Annotated in this window: 19 protein-coding genes; 6 read left to right on the top strand and 13 right to left on the bottom strand. The window is 60.8% G+C overall.

Going from position 1 to position 23,539, the window contains the following annotated elements:
* Positions 1 to 23: 23 nt before the first annotated feature.
* Genes meaB through scpA form a run of 3 tightly spaced genes read right to left on the bottom strand, consistent with a single transcriptional unit; the run spans position 24 to position 3,690 of the window.
* The gene (gene meaB / locus AC1DS5_RS04020) at positions 24 to 1,052 is read right to left on the bottom strand and encodes a methylmalonyl Co-A mutase-associated GTPase MeaB (RefSeq protein WP_477716963.1); all 1,029 of its coding nucleotides are present in this window, start codon (positions 1,050 to 1,052) and stop codon (positions 24 to 26) included.
* Positions 1,049 to 1,522 (bottom strand): GNAT family N-acetyltransferase, encoded by a 474-nt coding sequence (locus tag AC1DS5_RS04025; protein ID WP_477716964.1) that lies wholly within the window; start codon positions 1,520 to 1,522, stop codon positions 1,049 to 1,051. The genes meaB and AC1DS5_RS04025 overlap by 4 nt, the downstream gene beginning before the upstream one ends.
* Positions 1,519 to 3,690: a methylmalonyl-CoA mutase gene (gene scpA, locus AC1DS5_RS04030; RefSeq protein ID WP_477716965.1), complete on the bottom strand. Its 2,172-nt coding sequence runs from the start codon at positions 3,688 to 3,690 to the stop codon at positions 1,519 to 1,521. The genes AC1DS5_RS04025 and scpA overlap by 4 nt, the downstream gene beginning before the upstream one ends.
* Before the next feature lie 178 nt (positions 3,691 to 3,868).
* On the opposite strand from scpA, the gene AC1DS5_RS04035 reads away from it, so the two are divergent.
* On the top strand, positions 3,869 to 4,504 hold the full coding sequence (locus AC1DS5_RS04035) for a GntR family transcriptional regulator (protein WP_477716966.1): 636 nt from the start codon (positions 3,869 to 3,871) through the stop codon (positions 4,502 to 4,504).
* A gap of 56 nt (positions 4,505 to 4,560) precedes the next feature.
* Here AC1DS5_RS04035 and AC1DS5_RS04040 read toward each other — a convergent pair whose 3' ends face one another.
* From AC1DS5_RS04040 to AC1DS5_RS04055, 4 genes are all read right to left on the bottom strand, one after another.
* Positions 4,561 to 6,090 (bottom strand): SpoVR family protein, encoded by a 1,530-nt coding sequence (locus tag AC1DS5_RS04040; RefSeq protein WP_477717223.1) that lies wholly within the window; start codon positions 6,088 to 6,090, stop codon positions 4,561 to 4,563.
* 29 nt (positions 6,091 to 6,119) lie between these two features.
* On the bottom strand, positions 6,120 to 7,397 hold the full coding sequence (locus AC1DS5_RS04045; protein WP_477717224.1) for a YeaH/YhbH family protein: 1,278 nt from the start codon (positions 7,395 to 7,397) through the stop codon (positions 6,120 to 6,122).
* A 47-nt stretch (positions 7,398 to 7,444) separates the two neighbouring features.
* Positions 7,445 to 9,367, bottom strand: coding sequence for a PrkA family serine protein kinase (locus tag AC1DS5_RS04050; RefSeq protein ID WP_477716967.1), 1,923 nt, complete (start codon positions 9,365 to 9,367; stop codon positions 7,445 to 7,447).
* 402 nt (positions 9,368 to 9,769) lie between these two features.
* On the bottom strand, positions 9,770 to 10,873 hold the full coding sequence (locus tag AC1DS5_RS04055) for a saccharopine dehydrogenase family protein (protein ID WP_477716968.1): 1,104 nt from the start codon (positions 10,871 to 10,873) through the stop codon (positions 9,770 to 9,772).
* Between the two features lie 221 nt (positions 10,874 to 11,094).
* On the opposite strand from AC1DS5_RS04055, the gene AC1DS5_RS04060 reads away from it, so the two are divergent.
* Positions 11,095 to 11,559 (top strand): Lrp/AsnC family transcriptional regulator, encoded by a 465-nt coding sequence (locus tag AC1DS5_RS04060; protein ID WP_477716969.1) that lies wholly within the window; start codon positions 11,095 to 11,097, stop codon positions 11,557 to 11,559.
* 214 nt (positions 11,560 to 11,773) lie between these two features.
* Here the strand turns inward: AC1DS5_RS04060 and dusA are convergent, their stop codons facing one another.
* Positions 11,774 to 12,808, bottom strand: coding sequence for a tRNA dihydrouridine(20/20a) synthase DusA (dusA, locus tag AC1DS5_RS04065; protein WP_477716970.1), 1,035 nt, complete (start codon positions 12,806 to 12,808; stop codon positions 11,774 to 11,776).
* Between the two features lie 149 nt (positions 12,809 to 12,957).
* On the opposite strand from dusA, the gene AC1DS5_RS04070 reads away from it, so the two are divergent.
* The 3 genes from AC1DS5_RS04070 to AC1DS5_RS04080 all read left to right on the top strand — a co-directional run bounded on the left by AC1DS5_RS04070 (position 12,958) and on the right by AC1DS5_RS04080 (position 16,009).
* Complete coding sequence (locus tag AC1DS5_RS04070) at positions 12,958 to 14,823, top strand: M14 family metallopeptidase (RefSeq protein ID WP_477716971.1); 1,866 nt, start codon at positions 12,958 to 12,960, stop codon at positions 14,821 to 14,823.
* A 146-nt stretch (positions 14,824 to 14,969) separates the two neighbouring features.
* Complete coding sequence (locus AC1DS5_RS04075; RefSeq protein ID WP_477716972.1) at positions 14,970 to 15,365, top strand: RNA-binding protein; 396 nt, start codon at positions 14,970 to 14,972, stop codon at positions 15,363 to 15,365.
* Positions 15,366 to 15,445: 80 nt separating this feature from the next.
* Complete coding sequence (locus AC1DS5_RS04080; RefSeq protein WP_477716973.1) at positions 15,446 to 16,009, top strand: cupin domain-containing protein; 564 nt, start codon at positions 15,446 to 15,448, stop codon at positions 16,007 to 16,009.
* A 53-nt stretch (positions 16,010 to 16,062) separates the two neighbouring features.
* Here AC1DS5_RS04080 and AC1DS5_RS04085 read toward each other — a convergent pair whose 3' ends face one another.
* Together AC1DS5_RS04085 and AC1DS5_RS04090 are read right to left on the bottom strand one after the other, a co-directional pair.
* Positions 16,063 to 17,766, bottom strand: a complete 1,704-nt coding sequence (locus AC1DS5_RS04085; protein ID WP_477716974.1) for a cation:proton antiporter domain-containing protein — start codon at positions 17,764 to 17,766, stop codon at positions 16,063 to 16,065.
* A 170-nt stretch (positions 17,767 to 17,936) separates the two neighbouring features.
* Positions 17,937 to 18,905: a LysR substrate-binding domain-containing protein gene (locus AC1DS5_RS04090; protein WP_477716975.1), complete on the bottom strand. Its 969-nt coding sequence runs from the start codon at positions 18,903 to 18,905 to the stop codon at positions 17,937 to 17,939.
* On the opposite strand from AC1DS5_RS04090, the gene AC1DS5_RS04095 reads away from it, so the two are divergent.
* Complete coding sequence (locus AC1DS5_RS04095) at positions 18,871 to 19,353, top strand: Bug family tripartite tricarboxylate transporter substrate binding protein (RefSeq protein WP_477716976.1); 483 nt, start codon at positions 18,871 to 18,873, stop codon at positions 19,351 to 19,353. The genes AC1DS5_RS04090 and AC1DS5_RS04095 overlap by 35 nt on opposite strands.
* A 107-nt stretch (positions 19,354 to 19,460) precedes the next feature.
* Here the strand turns inward: AC1DS5_RS04095 and phbB are convergent, their stop codons facing one another.
* From phbB to AC1DS5_RS04110, 3 genes are all read right to left on the bottom strand, one after another.
* A complete protein-coding gene (phbB, locus tag AC1DS5_RS04100) occupies positions 19,461 to 20,198 on the bottom strand; it encodes an acetoacetyl-CoA reductase (RefSeq protein ID WP_477716977.1) in 738 nt (245 codons plus the stop codon).
* 168 nt (positions 20,199 to 20,366) lie between these two features.
* Positions 20,367 to 21,545, bottom strand: coding sequence for an acetyl-CoA C-acetyltransferase (locus tag AC1DS5_RS04105; protein WP_477716978.1), 1,179 nt, complete (start codon positions 21,543 to 21,545; stop codon positions 20,367 to 20,369).
* A gap of 173 nt (positions 21,546 to 21,718) precedes the next feature.
* The gene (locus tag AC1DS5_RS04110; protein ID WP_477716979.1) at positions 21,719 to 23,461 is read right to left on the bottom strand and encodes a PHA/PHB synthase family protein; all 1,743 of its coding nucleotides are present in this window, start codon (positions 23,459 to 23,461) and stop codon (positions 21,719 to 21,721) included.
* Positions 23,462 to 23,539 lie beyond the last annotated feature (78 nt).

Consider the following 23,539-nt stretch of genomic DNA (forward strand, 5'->3'; position numbering starts at 1 on the left):
TTCTGTACCTTTTGAGATGCTCTTTATTTGATGGCTGCCGACGCACATCCCAATTGGGCTGCAAGCAGATTCCGTGCTGCGGTTGAGGCGGGGATGCTGCCGTTCTCCACCTGGGCCACCAGTGCGGGCAGCATCGCGCTGACGGCCGGGTCGTGCCTGAAAGCCTGCTTGAGCCCAGCATCGATGCGCTCCCACATCCACGACAGCGACTGGTGACGGCGGCGCTCCGCGAGCCTGCCATCGCTGGTTTGCAGGTTCTTGAACTGCGTCACCGCTGCCCAGAAGGCGTCGACGCCCTTGTTGTGCAGCGCACTGAGCTGGACGACCCGGGCATGCCAGTGTTTGTCGAACTCACCGGCCTGTGCGCTTCCCATGGCGTTGTTGACCAGGCCAAACAGGCGCATGGCCGAGGTGATTTGCGCCTCGGCACGCATGGCGGCATCGGCATCAAGGTCGGCCTTGTTGATGATCACCAGGTCGGCCAGCTCCATCACGCCCTTCTTGATGGCCTGCAGGTCATCGCCGGCATTGGGCAGCTGCATCAGCACGAACATGTCGGTCATGTTGGCGACGGCGGTTTCGCTTTGGCCGACACCCACGGTTTCGACAATCACCACGTCATAGCCGGCCGCTTCGCAAACCAGCATGGCCTCGCGCGTCTTCTCCGCCACGCCGCCCAGCGTGCCGCTGGACGGACTGGGGCGGATGTAGGCGCGCTCGTGGACCGACAGTTTTTCCATGCGGGTCTTGTCTCCGAGGATGGAGCCGCCGGAGACGGTAGAAGACGGATCGATGGTGAGTACGGCGACGCGGTGGCCCTGCGCTATCAAATACAGGCCCAGCACCTCAATAAAGGTGGACTTTCCCACGCCAGGCACGCCGCTGATGCCAAGGCGGAATGATTTGCCGGTGTAAGGCAGCAGGCTGGTGAGCAATTCATCGGCCTGGGCGCGATGGTCGGCGCGCGTCGACTCCAGCAAGGTAATAGCTTTGGCGATGGCGCGGCGCTGGGCCAGCGCCGCGCCGTGAATGATCGATTCAAGCGTGCTCACGCCGGCACTCCGCGTGATTGGGACCAGCGGTAATCCAGATCAAACTCGCTTTCGCCAACCTGAATGAATCCGTGACGCAGATAAAAGCGATTGGCTGCGCTTTGTTTCAGTGCAGACAATGTAATGTCACAGTCTTGCAGTCCAGCCTGCGCCTTGGCCCAATCCAGCGCCCATGCGCCTATGCCACCGCTTTGGAAAATGGGCCGGATGTACAAGTGATCCAGCTGCAAAGTGGGCGGCACCTGCCCGGATGCCGGACGCAGCGTGATGTAGCCCACACGCTGGCCGTCCTGCACAATGTGTCGCATGTATTCTGGCGCAAATCCAGCCTCCAGGCGCTCGCGCGCACGGGCCGGATCAAAGCGCCCCAAGCGCTCAAGACTTTCGCGCAGGGTCTCCATGCGAATTGCCAGCATCTCCTCGAAATCGCAGGCAGCAACGGGGGCAAGAGAGAGCATGACCTGGATCAAGCCTTCACCGCAGCCTTGATCTGCTCCAGCACATCCTTGGCACTGGCCGGAATCGGTGTACCCGGGCCGTAAATGCCCTTGACGCCTGCCTCGTAAAGCATTTCGTAGTCCTGCCGCGGAATCACGCCGCCGACAAACACGATGATGTCGTCGGCGCCCTGCTTCTTGAGTTCGGCGATGATGGCCGGCACCAGCGTCTTGTGCCCTGCAGCCAGCGTCGAGACGCCCACCGCGTGCACATCGTTTTCAATCGCCTGGCGGGCACATTCCTCGGGCGTCTGGAACAGCGGCCCCATATCGACGTCAAAACCCAGGTCGGCAAAGGCAGTAGCCACCACCTTGGCGCCGCGGTCGTGGCCGTCCTGGCCCAGTTTTGAAATCATCACGCGGGGCCGGCGGCCTTGCGCCTCGGCAAAGGCGTTGATTTCAGATTTGAGGGTTTCCCAGCCTTCGGCTGAGTCATAGGCAGCTGCATACACACCGGTCACCTTTTGCGTATCGGCGCGGTGGCGCCCGTAAACCTTCTCCAGTGCATCACTGACCTCGCCCACGGTGGCGCGCAGACGTACGGCCTTGATGCTCAGGTCCAGCAGGTTGCCGTGGTTATTTTCAGCCGCAGCGGTCAATGCGTCCAGCGCGGCCTGCACGGCGGCCCCGTCGCGGCTGGCCTTGATGGCCTTCAGGCGCTCAATCTGCCCGTCGCGCACAGCCACGTTGTCGATGTCGCGCGACTCAATCGCGTCTTCGGTTTTGAGTTTGTATTTGTTGACGCCGACAATCACGTCCTTGCCGCTGTCGATGCGTGCCTGCTTCTCAGCCGCGGCCGCCTCAATCTTGAGCTTGGCCCAGCCGCTGTCCACCGCCTTGGTCATGCCGCCCATGGCTTCGACTTCCTCAATGATGGCCCAGGCCGCATCAGCCATGTCCTGGGTGAGTTTTTCCATCATGTAGCTGCCGGCCCAGGGGTCGATCACGTGCGGAATGTGGGTTTCTTCCTGGATGATGAGCTGGGTATTGCGGGCGATACGGGCGCTGAACTCGGTCGGCAGCGCAATCGCCTCGTCAAACGAATTGGTGTGCAGGCTCTGCGTGCCGCCAAACACGGCGGCCATGGCCTCGATGGTGGTGCGCACCACGTTGTTGTAGGGGTCCTGCTCGGTCAGGCTCCAGCCGGAGGTCTGGCAGTGCGTGCGCAGCATGAGCGATTTGGGGCTCCTGGCGTTGAAGCCCTTCATGATGCGGCACCACAGCAGGCGCGCGGCCCGCATCTTGGCGACCTCGAGGTAGAAATTCATGCCGATGGCCCAGAAGAAGCTCAGGCGCCCGGCGAAATCATCCACGTCCAGGCCCTTGCCCAGCGCGGTTTTCACGTACTCTTTTCCGTCGGCCAGCGTGAAGGCCAGCTCCAGCGCCTGGTTGGCGCCGGCTTCCTGCATGTGGTAGCCCGAGATTGAAATCGAATTGAACTTCGGCATGTTCTGTGCCGTGTACTCGATGATGTCGCCGATGATGCGGATGCTGGGCTGGGGCGGGTAAATATAGGTATTGCGGACCATGAACTCCTTGAGGATGTCGTTCTGGATGGTTCCGCTCAATTGATCCTGCGAGACGCCCTGCTCTTCGGCGGCCACCACATAGCCGGCCAGCACCGGCAGCACCGCGCCGTTCATCGTCATCGAGACACTGACCTTGTCCAGCGGGATATGGTCGAACAGGATCTTCATGTCCTCCACACTGTCGATCGCCACGCCGGCCTTGCCGACATCGCCGGTTACCCGCGGATGGTCGCTGTCATAGCCGCGGTGCGTGGCCAGGTCAAAGGCGACCGAGACCCCCTGCCCGCCGGCAGCCAGCGCCTTGCGGTAGAACGCATTGGATTCTTCCGCAGTGGAAAACCCGGCGTACTGGCGGATCGTCCAGGGACGCACGGCATACATGGTGGCCTGCGGACCGCGGATGAAGGGCTCAAAGCCCGGCAAGGTGTTGGTGTAGGGCAGGCCCTCGATGTCCTCAGCGGTGTAAAGCGGCTTGACGCTGATGCCATCAGGTGTGTGCCAGTTCAGCGCACTCACATCACCGCCAGGCGCTGATTTGGCAGCCGATTTGGCCCATGCTTCGAGGCTGGCGGGATTGAAATCGGGCTGGGGGAAAGGTTTTTTGGAGCTCATGACGGGTGTGCGGCAAGAGGATCGAAGCACTCTATCGAACCACTTTACCTGTTTACCTTGCGTTTTAACAATTCGGCAAGTTTACATTATTTATAATTATTGATGCAAAATTCAGTTTGACGTAAGATACAACATCCGACGCCACCAGGCGTCACGTCAGCACCAACCAGTCACCCCTATGGCCGCAACGTCCCTCACCCCCCGAGCGCTTTATGAAGAAGTCGCTGAACTTTTGCGTCAGCGTATTTTCAACCGCGAACTGGCCCCGGGCAGCTGGATTGACGAGCTCAAGCTGGCGGAGGAATACGGCATCAGCCGCACCCCCCTGCGTGAAGCCCTGAAGGTGCTGGCCACCGAAGGGCTGGTCACCATGAAAGTGCGGCGCGGCGCCTACGTCACCGAGGTCTCCGAGCGTGACCTCGCGGACGTCTACCACCTGCTGGCCCTGCTGGAAAGCGATGCCGCAGGCGTCGTGGCCGCAGCCGCCACTGCGGCCCAGCTCAAGGAATTGCAGGGCCTGCACCAGGAACTGGAAAAAGCAGTGGTCGACCGCGAACGCTTTTTTCAGATCAATGAAGCGTTTCACATGCGCCTGCTCGAAATTGCCAACAACCGCTGGCGCGATCAGATGGTCGCCGACCTGCGCAAGGTGATGAAGCTCAATCGCCACAATTCCCTGCTCAAAACCGGGCGCATTGAAGAATCGCTGCAGGAGCACCGGGCCATCATGCAGGCGCTGGCGGCGCGCGACGCCGAGGGCACGGCGCAACGCATGCGCGAACATTTCAAAAATGGACTGGAAGCGGCAGCTTAGGAAAGAGAAAGTCCTGCCGGGCGGCCTCTCGCTCCCGACCACACATTCCCAGCCGTTCAGACGTGTGGCAGCGCCTCCCAGTGCTGCAGCACCTTCCCGTGCTTGTCCACACTCTCGAGCAGCACCCGAAAACCCCACAGGCGGGCAACATGCTTCAACACTTCCTGGGCTTCGTCAATAAGCGGGCGGTCATTGTTGCGAGAATGGCGCAAGGTGAGGGAGCGGTCGCCACGAACGTCCACGTTCCAGACCTGGATGTTGGGCTCGCGATGATTCAGGTCGTGCTGGCGCGACAGCGCTTCACGCACCCGCCGGTAACCCGCTTCGTCGTGGATCGCCGACACTTCCAGCTCTGTCTCGGCGGCATCGTCCAATATGGAGAAAAGCCGGAACTCGCGCATTAAATGAGGCGAGAGGTATTGCCCGATGAAACTTTCGTCCCGGAAGTGCCGCATGGCGTGATCCAGCGTCTTGAGCCAGTCGGTTCCGGCGATGTCGGGGAACCATTGACGGTCTTCCTCGGTCGGCGCAACGCAAATCCGCTTGAGGTCGCTGAACATGGCAAAGCCCAGCGCATAGGGGTTGATCCCGCTGTAGGCCGGGTGTGTGACCGGCGGCTGGTAAATGACGTTGGTGTGCGACCGCAGGCACTCGATCATGAAGCCATCGGTCAGCAAGCCCTCGTCGTACAGGGAATTGAGCAGCGTGTAGTGCCAGAACGTGGCCCAGCCTTCGTTCATGATCTGGGTCTGCCGCTGCGGGTAAAAATACTGGCCGATCTTGCGCACGATGCGAACCACCTCGCGCTGCCAGGGCTCCAGCAGCGGCGCGTTCTTCTCGATGAAATAAAGAATATTTTCTTCCGGCTCTATCGGAAAGCGGCGGCTGGTTTTTTCAACCTGCTTGTCCGCTGACTTGGGCACGGTGCGCCACAGATCATTGAGCTGCTGCTGCAAATAGGCCTCGCGGTCCTTGCGCCGCGCCTCCTCCTCCGCCAGCGAGAGCTTCTGTGAACGCCGGTAACGGTCCACACCGTGGCTCATCAGGGCATGGCAGGAGTCCAGCAGCTCCTCAACCGCTTCCCACCCATGGTGTTCCTCGCACTCGGCGATGTAGCTACGGGCATACACGAGGTAGTCAATGATCGAGCTGGCGTCCGTCCACATGCGGAACAGGTAGTTTCCCTTGAAGAAGGAGTTGTGGCCATAGCAGGCGTGAGCCATCACCAGCGCCTGCATCGGCATGGTGTTTTCTTCCATCAGGTAGGCGATGCAAGGGTCGGAATTGATCACGATTTCGTAGGCCAGCCCCATCTGGCCCCGACGGTAATTTTTCTCGGTGGCAATGAACTGCTTCCCAAACGACCAGTGCCGGTAGTTCACCGGCATGCCGACGGATGCATAGGCGTCGATCATCTGCTCGGCCGTGATCACCTCGAGCTGTACCGGGTAAGTGTCCAGGCCGAACTTCCGGGCTGCCCGCGCGATCTCGGTGTGATAGGTCTCTATCAGCTCGAAAGACCAGTCCGGCGGGCTGGGCAGGCGCTCAGGCCGGCGTTCGATAGCCGGCAGTTCCGCCTGCGGCATTCCGGAGCGCACGCGCGGCTTTGTTCTGCTCATGTGCTGGCGCCCTTCTTGAACAGTTCCCTGAACACCGGGTAAATCTCCGCGGCATCGCTGATCTTGCGCATGGCGAAGTTCTGGCTGGTATCTTGCACCTGGGTGTACTCTTCCCACAGGTTCTGGTCTTCCTCGCCCACCTGCACATAAGCGAAGTACCGCGACACCGGAAGCAGCTTGCCCATCAGCAACTCGCGGCACCTGGCCGAGTCCTGATGCCAGTTGTCGCCATCCGAAGCCTGGGCTCCGTAGATGTTCCATTCGCCCGGCGGGTAGCGGGCCTGGATAATCTGGTGCATCAGCGTCAAGGCACTGGACACCACCGTGCCACCGGTTTCAGTCGACTGGAAGAATTCTTCTTCGGAAACCTCGGTGGCCTGCGTGTGGTGGCGAATGAAGATGACGTCGGTCCTCTCGTAATGGCGTTTCAGGAACAGGTACAGCAAAATAAAAAACCGCTTGGCAATATCCTTGCGCGCCTCGTCCATCGAGCCCGAAACATCCATCAGACAGAACATCGCCGCCTTGGCAGTCGGCAGAGGCACCCTGACCCGGTTACGGTAACGCAGGTCAAACGGATCAAAAAACGGGATCTTCCCAATCCGTCGACGTAGCGCCTCAATTTGCACGGTCAGCGCATGAATCTCTCCAGGCAATGCCGGCGTCTGGCGCATGGCTTCTGCCAGCTGCGCTTCCAGCTCCAGCAGCCGCCGCCGGGTATCCCCGCCCAAGGCAATACGCCGGCTCAGCGCGACCCGCATCGAACGCACCACATGCAGGTTGGTCGGCGTTCCCTCGGAGATGAAGCCCGCACGCCGGAACTTCCACTCGGGTGCATCGGGCAAGAGCTGGGTCCGCACCAGATGAGGCAGCGCAAGATCGTCAAAGAAGTACTGCATGAACTCTTCGCGTGTGATGCGGAACACGAAGTCGTCTTCGCCGGTGGCGTCCTGGCTGGCACCCGGACCTGGCCCGCCGGCTCCACCGCCCGACGGACGCTCGATCCGGTCGCCGCGCACATAGTCACGGTTACCGGGGTGGACGGTCTCGCGAATGCCGCCGGATCCATGTCCAAACACCGGCTCGGACACGTCGCGCCGCGGCAGTGTGATGTCCTCGCCCTGCTCGATGTCGTGAATACTGCGGCCAGCCACGGCACGGCGAACGGCTTCCCGGATCTGCGCGCGAAAGCGGCGCAGGAAGCGTTCGCGGTTGCCGATCGATTTGTTCTTCCCCGACAACCGCCGATCAATGACTTGCTGGAGCACTGTGATCTCCGGTCTGATGCAAAATGGCGCGCCCGTGCGACAGGCTGCGAACTTCAGGAGCTTTTGCGAACGCGCAGGTACCAGTCACACAACAACCGGACCTGGCGGGTGGTATACCCCTTGGCGACCATCCGGTTGACAAAGTCCTCGTGTTTTTGCTGCTCGTCCGCACTCGCCTTGGCATTGAATGAAATCACGGGCAGCAAGTCTTCGGTGTTCGAGAACATCTTCTTCTCAATCACGCTGCGCAGCTTCTCATAGCTTGTCCACATCGGGTTCTTGCCCGCATTGTTGGCCCGCGCGCGCAGCACGAAGTTGACGATTTCGTTGCGAAAATCCTTCGGGTTGCTGATGCCTGCCGGTTTTTCAATTTTCTCAAGCTCGGCATTGAGCGCAGAACGGTCGAAGATTTCCCCGGTATCGGTATCCCGGTATTCCTGGTCCTGAATCCAGAAGTCGGCGTAGGTGACGTAGCGGTCGAAAATGTTCTGGCCATATTCCGAATACGACTCCAGATAGGCCGTTTGAATTTCCTTGCCGATGAACTCGGCATAACGCACCGCCAGGGTTTCCTTGATGTAGGCCAGGTATTGCTGCTCGGTCTCGGGCGAAAACTGTTCGCGCTCGATCTGCTGCTCCAGCACGTACATCAGGTGCACCGGATTGGCCGCGATTTCGGTGGAATCGAAATTGAACACCTTGGACAGGATCTTGAAGGCAAAACGCGTCGAGATGCCGCTCATGCCCTCATCCACACCCGCGTAGTCGCGGTATTCCTGGTAGCTCTTGGCTTTGGGATCGGTGTCCTTCAGGTTCTCACCGTCATACACCTGCAGCTTGCTGAACAAGCTCGAGTTTTCCGGCTCTTTCAGACGCGTCAGCACCGCAAACTGCGCCATCATCTTCAGCGTTCCGGGGGCACAGATCGCGTTGATCAGGGAAGAGTTGCGGATCAGCTTTTCGTATATCTTGACTTCTTCCGACACGCGCAGGCAGTACGGCACCTTGACGATGTAGATGCGGTCGAGGAAAGCTTCGTTGTTCTTGTTGTTTTTGAAAGCCTTCCACTCGCTTTCGTTGGAGTGAGCCATCACAATGCCATCGAACGGGATGGCGCCAAAGCCCTCGGTACCCTTGAAGTTGCCCTCCTGGGTCGCAGTGAGCAGCGGATGCAGCACCTTGATGGGGGCCTTGAACATCTCGACAAATTCAAGCAGACCCTGGTTGGCCAGGCACAGCCCACCGGAATAGCTGTAGGCATCCGGGTCGTCCTGGGCGTAGGTTTCCAGCTTGCGGATATCGATCTTGCCCACCAGCGAAGAAATGTCCTGGTTGTTTTCGTCGCCAGGCTCGGTCTTGGAAATGGCACATTGCTTCAGGATGGAGGGGAAACGTTTGACCACACGGAACTGGCGGATGTCCCCCCCGTACTCGTCAAGCCGTTTGACCGCCCATGGCGACATCACCCGCTGCAGATAGCGCGGCGCAATGCCGTACTGGGATTCGAGCACCGGGGCGTCTTCGGCATTGTTGAACAGGCTGAGCGGTGACTCATTGACGGGCGAGCCTTTCAATGCATAGAAAGGCACTTGCTCCATCAGTTGTTTGAGCCGCTCGGCGATCGACGATTTGCCGCCGCCCACAGGCCCCAGCAAATACAGGATCTGCTTTTTCTCCTCCAGGCCCTGTGCGGCATGGCGGAAGTAGGACACCACCTGCTCGATCGGATCTTCCAGCCCGTAGAAGTCCCGGAATGCCGGGTAGATCTTGATGACCTTGTTACCGAAAAGGCGTGACAGCCGCTGATCATGCCGGGTGTCCAGCAGCTCAGGTTCACCAACGGCTGCGAGAATTCGCTCAGCCGCCGTTGCATAGACAAGAGGGTTGTGCTTGCACGCCTCGAGGTATTCCTCGATGGACAACTCCTCCTCCCGCGTTTGCTCATACCGCGCCAGGAAATTGCGAACGACATCCATAGGGCCTCCTATGTATGCGGCAAATGAAGGTTCTCGACCCGTGGCAAAGAATCTCTTCAATTACCGCTTATGACTCGAATGTATACCTCAAGTCTTGGTGCTAGGTAGATTTTAAGGTCAGATAAAAGTTCCGGTAAAGGAGCATTGCACGCCACTCCTTCTTTTTTTCAAATACGCAACGGTTGACGCGCACACCGAACCTCCAGCGTAATGCCAAATGGCGCCGTCCTCCGGCAAAACACCTCGGAAAGAGTTTCACGTTGTTTCGCAGAGCCGCTCGAAGATGCTTCGCCAGCAGCAGCGCAACAGCAAGGCAGCGCCACCCTGACACGACTGCCAGCATGCTGCATTTACCGTAGCATGTCCTCACGGGAGCCTCGATGCGGAGCTTGAAGCAGGTCGTCATACGGATTTTGCCTCCGCAAAATTTTCGATGCAGGCGCGGCCAAACCGGTTCTGCAAAAACTCGTCGAGCGCTATCTGCTCCTGCCCGATAAAGCCGGCTTGAGGCAAGGTGCCCTTCGCCACCAGGTCGAGCGCGGTGCAAATTCCGGCGGCTGTCGTCAACTGTATGGCGCTCAGGGAGTTCCCGTCAATCTCGGTACCCACCATGCGCGCGAAATACGACTCCTCAACCAGACGCTGATTGCGGTAGCCAGAAGCGGAGGCAAACACCACAATGACGTCCTGCCCCGTCACCGGGATCGCTGCCTCCAGAATATCCTTGAGCAAGTCCCGGCGTTCACGCAGCCGCAAGTCGTTCAGCAATAACTTCATGACGGCGCAGTGCCCGGGGTAGCGGGCCGATTTGTAGTCGACGTTGCGCGCCTTTCCGCGCAGGGTCTCCGCGAGGGTACCCAGCCCGCCCGATGTATTGAAGGCCTCATATTCCACGCCGTCCAGTACAAAGGTCTCGTAACCTTCGAGTGCCGTGACCTGCGTGGGCTCGCCATCCACGATGGCGTTGCACGGATTGCAGTATTCATTAATGAGTCCCTCGGTGCTCCACGTCAGGTTGTAGCGCAACCCGTTGAGGCAATAGCGCGGCAGCGCGCCGACGCGCAGATGCAGGTCCAGCAGACGGTCAAACCGGCGCGCAAGATCATGCCCCACGACGCCAATGAAGCCGGGTGCCAGCCCGCACTGGGGCATCAGCACGCTGGCGGCATCCACCGCCAGTGCGCGAATGGCCTGGGCACTTCCTACGTCCTCGGTCAGGTCGAAGTAATGGACACGCGCCTTGGCGCACATGCCGGCAACGGTAAGGGCGCAATGAAAGGGCAGCGCGTTCAGCGTGGCGTAGCGCCCAGACAGGGCGCGGGCCAGCGAGGCCTCGTCATTTACCACCATCACATCAACACCCAGGGCGGCCAGCGGTTTCAGCCGGTTGCTGTCCTGGTCGGCCACCAGAATCTCATAATCGCCGGCCTGCTTGAGCAACACGGCCATGGCAAAACCGATTTGCCCGGCACCCAGTATGGTGATGGGCTTGACAGTGGTGGCCATACCCTTTCCTTTCATGCTGTTTTTCGTGCTGTTCTCGTACTGTTGCGGCTATGGAGGACTAAACACCTGCTTCAGCCCACTTCATCACTGCTCCATCTCGAAGCTCCATCCAGGCCTCATTCACCTTCATCGTACGACTCATCACTGTCAATGTGTATTGACAATTCCGTCGAAAACGTGTTTTATATTGGTCATAACGACTTTATTAACAGTCAATTTGTATGAGCATGCATCTGGATGACACTGACCGGCGCTTGCTGAGCCTCCTGCAGGCGAATGCGCGCGAGCCTGCCGCCACCCTGGCGCGCAAACTGAAGCTGGCGCGGACCACGGTGGTGGCGCGCCTGGCACGGCTTGAACGCGACGGCGTGGTGGCGGGGTACGGCGTGCGACTGGGCCAAAGACTGGACAGTGCCGCTGTGCGCGCCTACTGCAGTCTGAGCATCCTGCCCAAGACAGCAGCCTCCGTCCTCAAAGCACTGGCGCAGATGCCCGAGATTGAAGAGGTGTCGGCCGTCAGCGGACAGTTCGACTACCTGGTTTTCCTGCGCTGTGAAACCCATGAGCAGCTCAACACGCTGCTGGACCGCATCGGCCTGATTGAGGGCGTCAACCACACACAGACGTCCATCGTGCTCAGCCGCAAGATCGACCGGCGCAGCGCCGTCGGGCTCTCACAGACCTGAGGGAATCAAGGGGAGTACAGAAGCAAGGGAGGCTGCGCACGCCGCATCAGCAATTTGCTCCCGGCGCACCAGGCCATCCTGGCCGCCCTCCCCGGCGCTTCCAAAAGCTGCAACCAGCTCCAGGCAGCGCCAACTGCTACATTTTTAATAGCTGATTGCCCTACATTAACCAAGGGCTAATGGTCAATTTAGTCTCAAACAAGGGGTAACCGGCTTATGCAGCCTCCTGCACAGCTCCATGCGCCAGCGCCATCACATCGCGCGGATGCAGAGCCTTGAGCTTGTGGTCGCTCCATACCTGCCGCCAGCGGCGTGCACCGGGCAGGCCATGGCGAAGGCCCAGCATATGGCGTGCGATGCCGCTCCAGGGCGTGCCGTGCTCGGCGGCTTCGCGTGCCATGTAGTCCACCATCTGCGCTTCAACGGATTCTCGCGTCCGCCCGACATCAGTCGCACCGTAGAACGCCGCATCCCAGACGCTGAGCCACCAGGGGTTGTGATACGCCTCGCGGCCAATCATCACCCCGTCGAGTTGCTGCAGCTGCTCGGCCACCTGGGTGCTGGTGGTGATGCCGCCGTTGATGGCGATGGTGAGTTGCGGAAACTCGGCCTTGAGCCGGTGCACCAGTTCATAGCGCAGCGGCGGCACTTCGCGGTTTTCCTTCGGGGAAAGGCCCTTGAGCCAGGCATTGCGCGCATGGATGATGAAGGTGCTGCAGCCCGCCTCGCTGACCGCGCCCACAAAATCACGCACGAAACCGTAGCTTTCGCCCTTGTCGATGCCAATACGGTGCTTCACCGTCACGGGAACGGACACCACGTCGACCATGGCCTTGACGCAATCGGCCACCAGTTGCGGCTCGGCCATCAGGCAGGCGCCGAAGGAGCCGCGCTGTACCCGCTCGCTGGGGCAGCCGCAGTTCAGGTTGATCTCGTCATAGCCCCACTGCTCGCCCAGCGTGGCGCACTGGGCCAGTTCGGCCGGCTCGCTGCCGCCCAGCTGCAAGGCCACCGGGTGCTCCTCCACGCCAAACCGCAGATGCCGCGGCACGTCGCCATGAACCAGGGCGCCCGTTGTCACCATCTCGGTGTACAGCAAGGCGTGGCCCGTCAGCAGGCGGTGAAAGTAGCGGCAATGCCGGTCCGTCCAGTCCATCATCGGGGCAACGCTCAAACGCCACGGCGAATGCGCGCGGCTATCGGTAATTGAAGGCAAAGAATCGGCTAAGCCGGGAACAGGCGTTGACATGGGTCCAATTATCCCAGCAGAGTAAAAAGCCTACAGTTACCCCCGTTGTCTCTGGGCAAGACGGGGGCACGCCAGCGAGGCAGACCGCGTCCCCAAGCCGGGTAACATGTCCTGAAACGGCTGGCGCACAACACGAAGGAATTGACAGCATGAGCAAACCCGCGGTACCCCCCCATGCATCCGGCACCCGGTCGCCAGACCAGCGGCCCTGGGCCGGACGAATCGGGTTGGCGGCGGTGCCGCTGGCCTTGCTGGCGGCGTGCGCGTCGGTACACCTGCCACCCTGGACACCTTCCTCGCCAGCTCCGGTCGCAAGCGCACCGGCAAGTCCCCGGCCCATTGCTGCCACCGTGGCACGACCGGCTGCGCCCTCTGCGGCCGTGCAGATATCGCCGGTCGCCCCACCCTCATCCCTATCGCCGTCTGCCGCCGCTGCTGCAACGCCCTCCACAGCGCCCGCCGATCCGCCAGCACCGTACAGCGCCGCTGTCGCTGCCCGCTTTCCGGCACCCTCGGTGATTTACAACACACCCGGCCTGCAAGCCGGCCGCACCAGCTTCACCACCCAGACTGAAATCCAGACCTGGCTGCGCGATCAGGCGATGGCCGCGTCGCGTGCGCCGGGCGTCACGGCGGCCGTTTTGCCCATCGGGCGGTCCCAGCGTGGCGAACCCCTTGAGGCGCTGGTCCTGACCCATGCCGGCGGTACAGACCCGTCCGCCCTCCAGACGGCAGGCCGGCCCACGGTATTGCTGGTGGGGCAGCAGCATGGCGACGAACCCGCCGGCAGCGAGGCGCTGCTGATCATTGCCACGGAGCTTGCACAGGGCCGTTTGCGGCCTGTGCTGGAACACATCAATGTTGTCATTGTTCCGCGTGCCAATCCCGATGGCTCGGCCAGTGACCAGCGGGTGACCACCGGTGGGCTGGACATGAATCGCGACCATTTGCTGCTCAACACGCCTGAAGCCCAGGCACTGGCCCAGCTTACGCGTGACTACCGCCCCATGGTGGTCGTGGATGCACACGAATACACCGTGGTCGGCCGCTTCCAGCAAAAGTTTGGCACGGTGCAGAAGTTCGACGCGCTGCTGCAATACGCCACCACTGCCAATATCCCCGAGTTTTTGACCAAAGCCGCCGAGGAGTGGTACCGCCGCCCCCTGCTGGCAGCCCTTAAAACCCAGGGCCTGAGCACCGAGTGGTACTACACCACATCCACCGACCTGGCCGATAAAAAGATCTCCATGGGCGGCACACAGCCTGATACGGGCCGCAATGTGAACGGCCTGAAGAATGCCGTGAGCCTGCTGATCGAAACACGCGGTGTGGGCATCGGGCGGCTGCACATACAGCGGCGCGTGCATACCCACGTGACGGCCATCAGCAGCGTGCTCGCCAGCACTGCTCAGCGCGCCAGCGACCTGAACCAGCTCCGCCCCTACCTCGACAAGGAAGTCAGCGCCCAGGCATGCAAGGACGAAGCCATTGTGGAAGCGGCAGCTACGCCCGCCCAGTACGAGCTGCTCATGCTGGATCCCGTGAGCGGTGCCGACAAGGCTGTCACAGTGGACTGGGACTCGGCGCTCGCGCTGCGCAAGGTCAAGGTGCGCGCTCGTCCCTGCGGGTACTGGCTGTCCGCAGACTCGGGCAAAGCCGTGGACCGGCTGCGCCTGCACGGCGTACAGGTGTTGCGCGTGGCAGAGCCCGGCTCCCTGCTGGGCGACAGCTACCGGGAAAGCTCGCGCACGACAGGCGAGCGGCAGGACGTGCGCGGCACGATCGCAGGCGGCGCACCGGTCATCAAGACGCAAGTGAGCCTGCTGCGCGGTGTGGTCGATGTGCCGCGCGGAAGCTACTACGTGCCGCTCAACCAGCCTCTGGGCAACCTCGTGCTTGCCGCGCTGGAGCCCGACACACAGAGCAGCTATTTTGCCAACCAGATCGTGGACAGCCTGCAAAGCACCGTGCGCGTGATGGCCGAGCCGGCCATCAAATTCGAAGACTTGCCTTGAGCCATTCTCTTGAGCCGTTCTGCGGTCCACCAACTGGTGGGCGATGGTCTTGACGCCTGAGTCTGACAGGAAGAGGATGTCATGGCTGACCGGGCGCAGAGGATTTTCGCGCCTTAATGATCAGGTTGATGCAAAAAGGACAGGCCATGAAAAACTTTGAATTGACCAAAAAAATACTGAATATGGGCGGTGTTTTTTACCCGACGGGCTACGCGGTCATCATGTTTCCGGATGCCGCAGACGCCCGCAAGGTTGCCAGTGAACTTGAGGCAGGCAACGACGGCGTCATGCTTCTGAGCCCGGAAACCATCCTCAAGGAAATCAGCCCGGCCGATGGACATTCAGATGTACATCTGCCGTCTGTGGGTACCGAAGGGGCGACCGTCCATAAATTCGGCGATCTGGCACGGGAAGGCCACTATGGACTGATGATTCCCGTGCACTCCGGGGAGGACACCGAGCGCGTGATGGCGGTGGTGCGCAAGGTGCCGTTTTCCTATGCCCAGAGATACCACTCGCTGGCCATGGAGGACCTGGAGTAGCCTCTGGCCTCATCCCGAGAAGCCTCTCTCTCTGCGAGATGGGGGTGAAGGATCATCGGACTTGAGGCAAACTGCGCCCCATGACCCAGACCCAGCCTCGCCTTACCGGTGAACAGCGCGCCCGGCAACTGGTTGCCTGCCTGCAACTGCAGCCCCATCCCGAGGGCGGCTGGTACCGCGAAGTCTTCCGCTCGGACCTGCAGGTACAGCCTGCGGATGGGCGGCCGGCGCGCCAAGCCCTCACGTCCATTTACTTCCTGCTGGAGGCCGGGCAGCATTCCCGTTGGCACAAGGTGCTTTCAGATGAGGTCTGGGTATACCTCGAAGGCGGGCCGCTTGAACTCTGGGCGTGGGATGCGACCCGCCACCAGGCAAGCTGTATCCCGCTCGGTCGCGTCAGCGCCTCGGAGGACATGGCCGGGCCACTCTCGCATCAACCCCAGCACGTCATTGCGGCGGGCCTCTGGCAAGCCGCCCGGCCCCTGGCCGGTCATCCCGACGGATTCACCCTCGTGGCCTGCATGGTTGGCCCCGGATTCGATTTTTCCGATTTCCAGATGATGCATACCGATGGCCACGAAGCGCAGTTGATCAGGCGTGAGCACCCTCACCTCTCGGTCTTCATTGAAAACGCTGCTTCATGAGCAACCCCACGTGTCCGCCGCGCTTCGTTCGTGTGCGGGCTTAAAAGCCTCCGCTAATGCACAACACTGGCGGCCGAGCGCTCAAGCACATGGCGCGTCATCGCCTGTGCCAACTCATGCTCCCTCAGAAACACCTTGCCGGCATTCTCCTGATCCAGCAGCTTGGCCTCCGCCTCGTTGTGTGTGCGCACCACGGTTTCAATCGCCGGGTTAAGCGCCCGGGCCGTCGCAATCATCTGCCGCACATCCAGCGTGTCGGGTGTGGCGATCACCAGCATGCGGGCTTGCGCAATATGCGCCTGAATCAGCACATCAGGCTCCGACGCGTCACCTGACACCGCAGGCAAACCCTGCTCCCGCAGCCGTTCAACCGCCTCGCGGTTTTGCTCGGCCACGACAAAAGGGATGTGGTGGGCCCCAAGCGCCTCCGCGATGCGCCGCCCTACCCGCCCATAACCGACCAGCACCACATGGTGCGAGAGATACTTCGCTTCAGTGCTGGCCGGCAGCTGGGCCGTCGGGTCGTCACGTGCTTCCAGTTTGCGTGCCAGTGCGGACTTGCCCAGTATCCATTGCTGAAAAGGTTCAACGGCCTTGAAGACCAGTTGGTTCAGCGCAATCGAGATCAGCGCTCCGGCCAGCACCAGGCTTTGCCCCTCCGGTGGCAACAGTCCAAGCGACGCACCCAGGGCTACCAGAATGAAAGAAAATTCGCCGATCTGCGCCAGGCTGGCAGACACCGTGAGCGCGGTATTGAGCGGGTAGCGAAACGCCATGACGAGCAGCCCGGCCGCCAGCGATTTGCCCACGATGATGATGCCCACCACTGCCAGCACCTGCAGCGGGCGCTCAAGAAGCACCCAGGGGTCAAACAGCATGCCGACTGAAACAAAGAACAGCACCGCAAAAGCGTCACGTAGCGGCAGCGACTCTTCTGCGGCACGGTGACTGAACTCGGACTCGCGCATCACCATGCCGGCAAAAAATGCGCCCAGCGCAAACGACACACCAAACAGCGCCGTCGCACCAAACGCAATGCTGACGGCTGCCGCCACCACGCACAAGGTAAAGAGCTCACGCGAACCCGTGCGCTGCACATGCCACAGCACCCACGGAAAAAACCGCCGCCCTACGACCAGCATCAGCGCGACAAAGCCGCCAACCTGCAACAGCGTCATGCCCAGCGTTTTCCACAGCATGTTGACATCGGCGGAGGCATCGGTTTTACCAGATAGCCAGCTGCCCAGCGGCGGCAACAAGACCAGTACCAGCACCATGGCCAGGTCTTCCACCACGAGCCAGCCCACGGCAATGCGCCCGTTGACGGAATCAAGAATCCCCCGACTCTCAAGCGCGCGGAGCAACACCACCGTACTGGCCACCGACAGCGAAAGCCCGAACACCAGCGCGCCGCCCAGGTTCCAGCCCCACCAGTGCGCCAGCCCCATACCCAGCGCAGTCGCCACAGTCATCTGCACCACAGCGCCAGGCACGGCAATCTTGCGTACCGCCAGCAAATCATCCAGCGAGAAATGCAGACCGACACCAAACATCAGCAGCATCACGCCAATCTCGGCAAGCTGGCTGGCAATCCCGGCATCGGCCACAAAGCCCGGCGTGAAGGGCCCGATGATCACGCCCGCCAGCAGATAGCCAACGATGGCGGGCAAGCGAAACCGTGCAGCCGCAAAGCCAAAGATCAAAGCCAGACCCAGGCCGGCGGCGATGGTGCTGATGAGGGAGACGCTATGGGGCATGCGGGAGGGGTTCCTTCAACAAGAGGCGGAGAGAGGCGGGCGCGAACGAAAGCCGCGCAAGGCAGTGCGCCGATCTAATTTACTACAGTCAGAAGGAAACAAGGCGAAGCAAAAATAGTACGCGATAGTCCGGGACAGTGCGTGGTAGTGCGCGTTCTGAAGCACCGGGTTCACGGCTTTCGCTGGTGCGCAGCATCGCCGTAATATTGTTCGCACAGCTCCCGCGTCAGGCTCACGAGAAACCGGCTCAGGCGGGTAGCCGGGCGCGCCTTGGGAACCGCAATACATAGGCGGTTGCGAATCACGGGTGCGTGGATGGCAGCCATGAAAGGCGGTGTGTCATGCGTCCACTCCCGTATGGCGCTGGCCGGTAGCACGGTTGCGGCCACGCCGCGCGCAACCAGCGACAGCACGGTTTTGATCGAATCCACCTCCGCCACCACCTTGAGCAGGTAACCTCGGGGCTTGACCTCGTTTTCAAGCAGTTGTCGCAAGGAATTGGGCTTGCTGGGCAGGACCAATGACAGTGCCGCCACCTCGGCCAGCCGGATGCGTGGTGGCAGGGAGGTTGAGGCCATCAGCACCAACGGCTCACGCACGATGGTTTCAATATTCAGCAGCGGCGACGCGGGTGGGTCAAACAGCACCGCCACATCGAGGCGGCCGGCCACCAGCCATTCACGCAGACGAATGCTGAGCCCCTCTTCCACGCTGATGGCGGCATCAGGGAACTCGGCGCGAAAGCGCTCCACCAAATCCGCCGTCATGGCGTGGGCGACGCGCGGCGGCAGGCCGATGGTGATGCGACCGCTGGGGATGAGCTTGCGCTCCTGCATGTCAGCCCGGGCCCGTTCCGCCAGCTCAAAAATCGCCCGCGCATGCGTCAGCAGCGCCAGCCCCGCGTCGGTAGGCTCGGCGCCACGCCCTGTGCGGTCGAGCAGGCGTTGACCGATTTCCTGTTCGAGCAGGGCCACCTGCTGGCTAAGCGCGGGCTGCGACATCACCAGCACCGCTGCAGCCTTGCTGAAGCTGCCGGCCTCGGCAACGGCCACAAAATATTCAAGACGGCGTAAATCGATGATGGGCTCCTGCTGAACAGTCGAAATGGATCCACATGGCCGGTCGATCCTGCTGGTCACCGGCACCTTCATGACACATATTCCCTACCGCGGCACCGGACCGGCGCTGACCGACCTGCTGGCAGGGCGGACGCAGGTTTTCTCTGCCGGAACACCAGCGCTTCTGCCGCACATCCGCAGTGGCCGCCTGCGCGCGATTGCCGTGGGCACGCCGGCCAGACTGCCAGCCCTGCCGGACGTCCCCACCGTGGCCGAGATGGGCTACCGCAACTTCGAGTCTGTGCAGTGGTACGGCATTCTGGCCCCGGCCGGCACACCCGTCGAGATTGTCCAGCGCCTGCAGCAGGAGTCGGCCAAGGCGCTGCAATCACCCGCAACGGCTGAGCGCTTTGCGGGCGACAGCGCAACCATTGGCGGGCAGCCGCCGGCAGAATTCGCAGCCTTCATTCGCGGTGAACAGGCCATCTGGAAGGACATCGTGCGGCAGGCGCGCATCAAGCCTGATTGAACCTCCGCTAAAAATTTGGCCGTGACCGGTACGATCTGCAGTCATCAAGTCAAGTGCCCAATAAAAAAACCCGCCGAAGCGGGTTTTTTTATCCTGCATGCGGGCACTCAGCCCATGTGCAAACCGCCATTGAGCGAGAAGTCCGCGCCGGTAGCATAACCACCTTCTTCAGACGCAATCCAGGCAATGATGGAGGCAATCTCTTCTGGCTGGCCCAGGCGCTTGGCGGGGACGCCAGCCACAATTTTCTCCAGCACATCAGGGCGTATGGCCTTGACCATGTCCGTGCCGATATAGCCCGGGCTGACGGTGTTCACCGTCACGCCTTTGCTCGCCACCTCTTGCGCCAGCGCCATGGTAAAGCCGTGCAGGCCGGCCTTGGCGGTAGAGTAGTTCACCTGGCCAAACTGGCCTTTCTGGCCATTGACCGATGAAATGTTGACGATGCGGCCGAAGCCCGCCTCAATCATGCCTTCAATGACCTGCTTGGTCACATTGAACATGCTGTCGAGGTTGGTCGAAATCACCGCATCCCAGTCGGCCTTGCTCATCTTGCGGAACTGGCCGTCGCGCGTGATGCCGGCATTGTTCACCAGCACACTCACCAGGCCATGCTCTGCCTTGACTTTGTCAAAGGCGGCCACCGTGGAATCCCAGTCGCCCACATTGCCGACGGAGGCGTAGAAGGTGTAACCCAGCGCCTTCTGCTCGTCGAGCCATTTGGTGAAATCACGCGTGGGTCCGCAACCTGCGATCACCGTGAAGCCATCTTTGGCCAGCCGCTGGCAAATGGCGGTTCCAATACCACCCATGCCGCCGGTCACATACGCTACTTTTTTGCTCATGTCGTTCTCTCCTTGATATGCAATTTTGCGAAATTGTTCTGCTTTGCTCTGAGTTGCTCTGCGTTGCTCTTGTTTACCCTAATCTACTCTGCTCCATTCCGATCGGCTATCTATTCAATAGCCTTCAGCGGGGTAATTGCGCGGGCATCGGGCTGTTTTACCTGAGGTTCAGCGCTCCAGCGTGAGCGCCACGCCCATGCCGCCGCCAATGCACAGGCTGGCAATACCTTTTTTGGCATCGCGTCGCGCCATCTCGTGCAGCAGCGTCACCAGGATGCGGCAACCGGACGCACCAATCGGGTGGCCGATGGCAATTGCGCCCCCATTGACGTTGACCTTGCTGGTGTCCCAGCCCATTTCCTTGTTCACCGCGCAGGCCTGCGCGGCAAAAGCCTCATTGATCTCCAGCAAGTCCAGATCCTGCGCCTTCCAGCCGGCGCGTTGCAGCGCCTTGGTCGATGCCGGAACCGGGCCCATGCCCATGTAGGCCGGGTCCAGGCCGGTCGTGGCGTAGCTTGCAATGCGTGCTAGCGGCTTGAGGCCGAGCGCAGCAGCCTTTTTGGCCGTCATGACCATCACCGCCGCCGCACCATCGTTCAGGCCCGAGGCATTTCCGGCCGTAACGCCACCGGCCTTGTCAAAGGCGGGGCGCAGGCCGGCCAGGCCCTCTGCATTGGTTTTTCGGTTGATGAACTCATCGGCCGCAAACACCAGCGGGTCGCCTTTTTTCTGCGGAATGGAAATCGGAATAATCTCGTCCTTGAATTTACCGGCGTCCTGAGCAGCGGCGGCCTTGGTCTGACTGGCCAGCGCCAGGGCGTCTTGCGCCTCACGGCCAATGCCGTATTTTTTGGCAACATTCTCGGCGGTGATGCCCATGTGGTACTGGTTGTAGACGTCCCACAGGCCGTCCACAATCATCGAGTCAATCATTTTCCAGTCGCCCATGCGCTGGCCGTCACGCGAGCCGTTCAGCACGTGCGGCGCCGCACTCATGTTCTCCTGACCGCCGGCAATCACAATTTCGCTGTCGCCTGTCGCCACGGACTGCGCCGCCAGCATGACGGCCTTGAGGCCGGAGCCGCAAACGGCATTGATGGTCAGTCCGGGAATGCCGTTCGGGAAGCCCGCCTTGATCACGGCTTGGCGCGCCGGATTCTGGCCCACCCCAGCCGTCAAAACCTGGCCGAGGATGACTTCGCCCACCTGCTCGGAACTCAAGCCTGAACGCTCGAGCACCGCCTTGATCACGGCTGCGCCAAGTTCGGTTGCAGGTGTTTTCGCCAGGGAACCGCCAAATTTTCCAACGGCCGTGCGGCCTGCTGAAACGATAACAATGTCTTCCATGATGTCTATCCTTGGTGTGAAGTCGTGTTGCAAAGTCTTGTCGTGACATTCTCCCGGAGGTACCCGTCGGTTGAACGTCTGCCATGGGCTTTTTTGATACCTGAGCCCTGTAAATTATTGGATACTTTCCATGTTTTTATGGAGGTTTGAGATGAAGATTGAGACGGTCATCCTCAGGCCTTCACCTTGACGTACCGGCCCGGCGCGGGCTCGATCTTCTTGTGCTGGCGACCGCCGTAGCCCTTGGGCGCGGCAATTTGCTTGCCGGCATAGCCCTTAAGCCAGTCGGACCAGTCCGTCCACCAGCTGCCGGGGTGTTCCGTGGCATTTTTCTGCCACTCAGCCTGCTCCGCGGGAAACTTGCCCTGCGGCAGCTTGTCGTTGGTCCAGTAGCTGCGTTTTTTCTTGGCCGGTGGATTGATCACGCCAGCAATATGGCCCGAAGCGCCCATCACAAAACGCTTTTTGCCCGGCAGCTGCTGCGTTGACGCATAGGCCCCGCCAATTGGCACGATATGGTCCTCGCGCGAGCCGTAGATATAAACCGGCATGTCGAGCTTGCCCAGATCGACCTTTTGGCCGCACACCACGGTTTTGCCTGGCTTGATCAGGTTGTTCTCAAAATAGGTGTTGCGCAGGTACCAGGCGTAAAACGGGCCCGGCAGGTTTGTGGAGTCGCTGTTCCAGTACAGCAGGTCAAACGGCGGCGGCGTTTCGCCTTTCAGGTAGTTGCCCACCACGTAGTTCCAGACCAGGTCATTGGGTCGCAGGAAGCTGAAAGTAGCCGCCAGGTCCTGCCCCTTGAGCAGCCCCCCTTTTCCCATCTCCGCCTCACGGTACTTGACGGAATTTTCGTCGATGAAGATATCCAGGATTCCGGTGTCGGTGAAGTCAAGAAGCGAGGTCAGCAACGTGACGCTGGTCACCGGCTTTTCACCGCGTGCGGCGAGCACGGCGAGCGCCGTTCCCAAAATCGTGCCTCCAACGCAAAATCCCAGCGCATTGATGGTCTTGGCGCCGGTGATCTCCTGCACCACCTCAATAGCTTTGATGGCGGCGTGCTCGATGTAGTCATCCCATGTGTTGCCGGACATGGACTCGTCGGGGTTACGCCAGCTCACCACGAAAGTCCGGTGGCCCTGGCTGACTGCATAGCGGATCAGCGAGTTTTCGGGCTGCAGATCCAGAATATAAAACTTGTTGATGCAGGGCGGAACAAGCAGAAAGGGCTTTTCATAGACCTTCTCCGTCAGTGGTTTGTACTCCAGCAGCTGGAAGAATTCATTTTCGAATACCACCGCGCCTTCGGTCGTGGCAACATTTTTGCCCACCTCGAAAACACTTTCGTCCGTCATTGACAGATGGCCCTGCTTCATGTCGTGCAGCAGGTTCTGGATACCCCGGGCAATGCTCTCGCCCTTGCTGGCAATGGCTTTTTGCTGGGCTTCGGCGTTCAGGGCCAAAAAGTTGCTGGGCGCCGTTGCCGCCATCCACTGCTCAACGGCAAATCGGAGGCGCGCCCTGGTTTTTTCATCGCCCTCCACCGCCTCGGCCAGTCCCATCAAGGTGCGGGCATTGAGCAGGTAGGCGGAGGCCGAGAACCTGGAGACAGGGTTGGCATTCCAGGCTTCACCGGAAAAGCGCCGGTCAGAGACGGCGGCGGCGGCGGTACCGGTCTGAACGCCCTGGTTCCAGAGCGCTGAGGCGTCTTGGACGTATTGCTGCTGCAGTTCTTGCAGCTTGACAGGATCGAAGCGGAGGGACGGGAGAGCCTGCTGGAATGTGGACAGATCGATTTGCGGCAAACCGGCTGGTGGGTGCGCTGTGCCGAATGCGCCCAGCACCTGCTGGAAGCCCGCGCCAAAAGTTTCTTGCATCTGTCGGGCCGCCTGGGACCACTGCGCGTCAGAATTCATCTTGCCTCCTTGATGAGATGGAGTCCTGAAGACCCTTTTTTCGCCTTTTTACACAGGCTTTCAGTATCGTAGGGTTTT

The sequence above is a fragment of the Polaromonas sp. P4_H1 genome, from assembly GCF_056400945.1.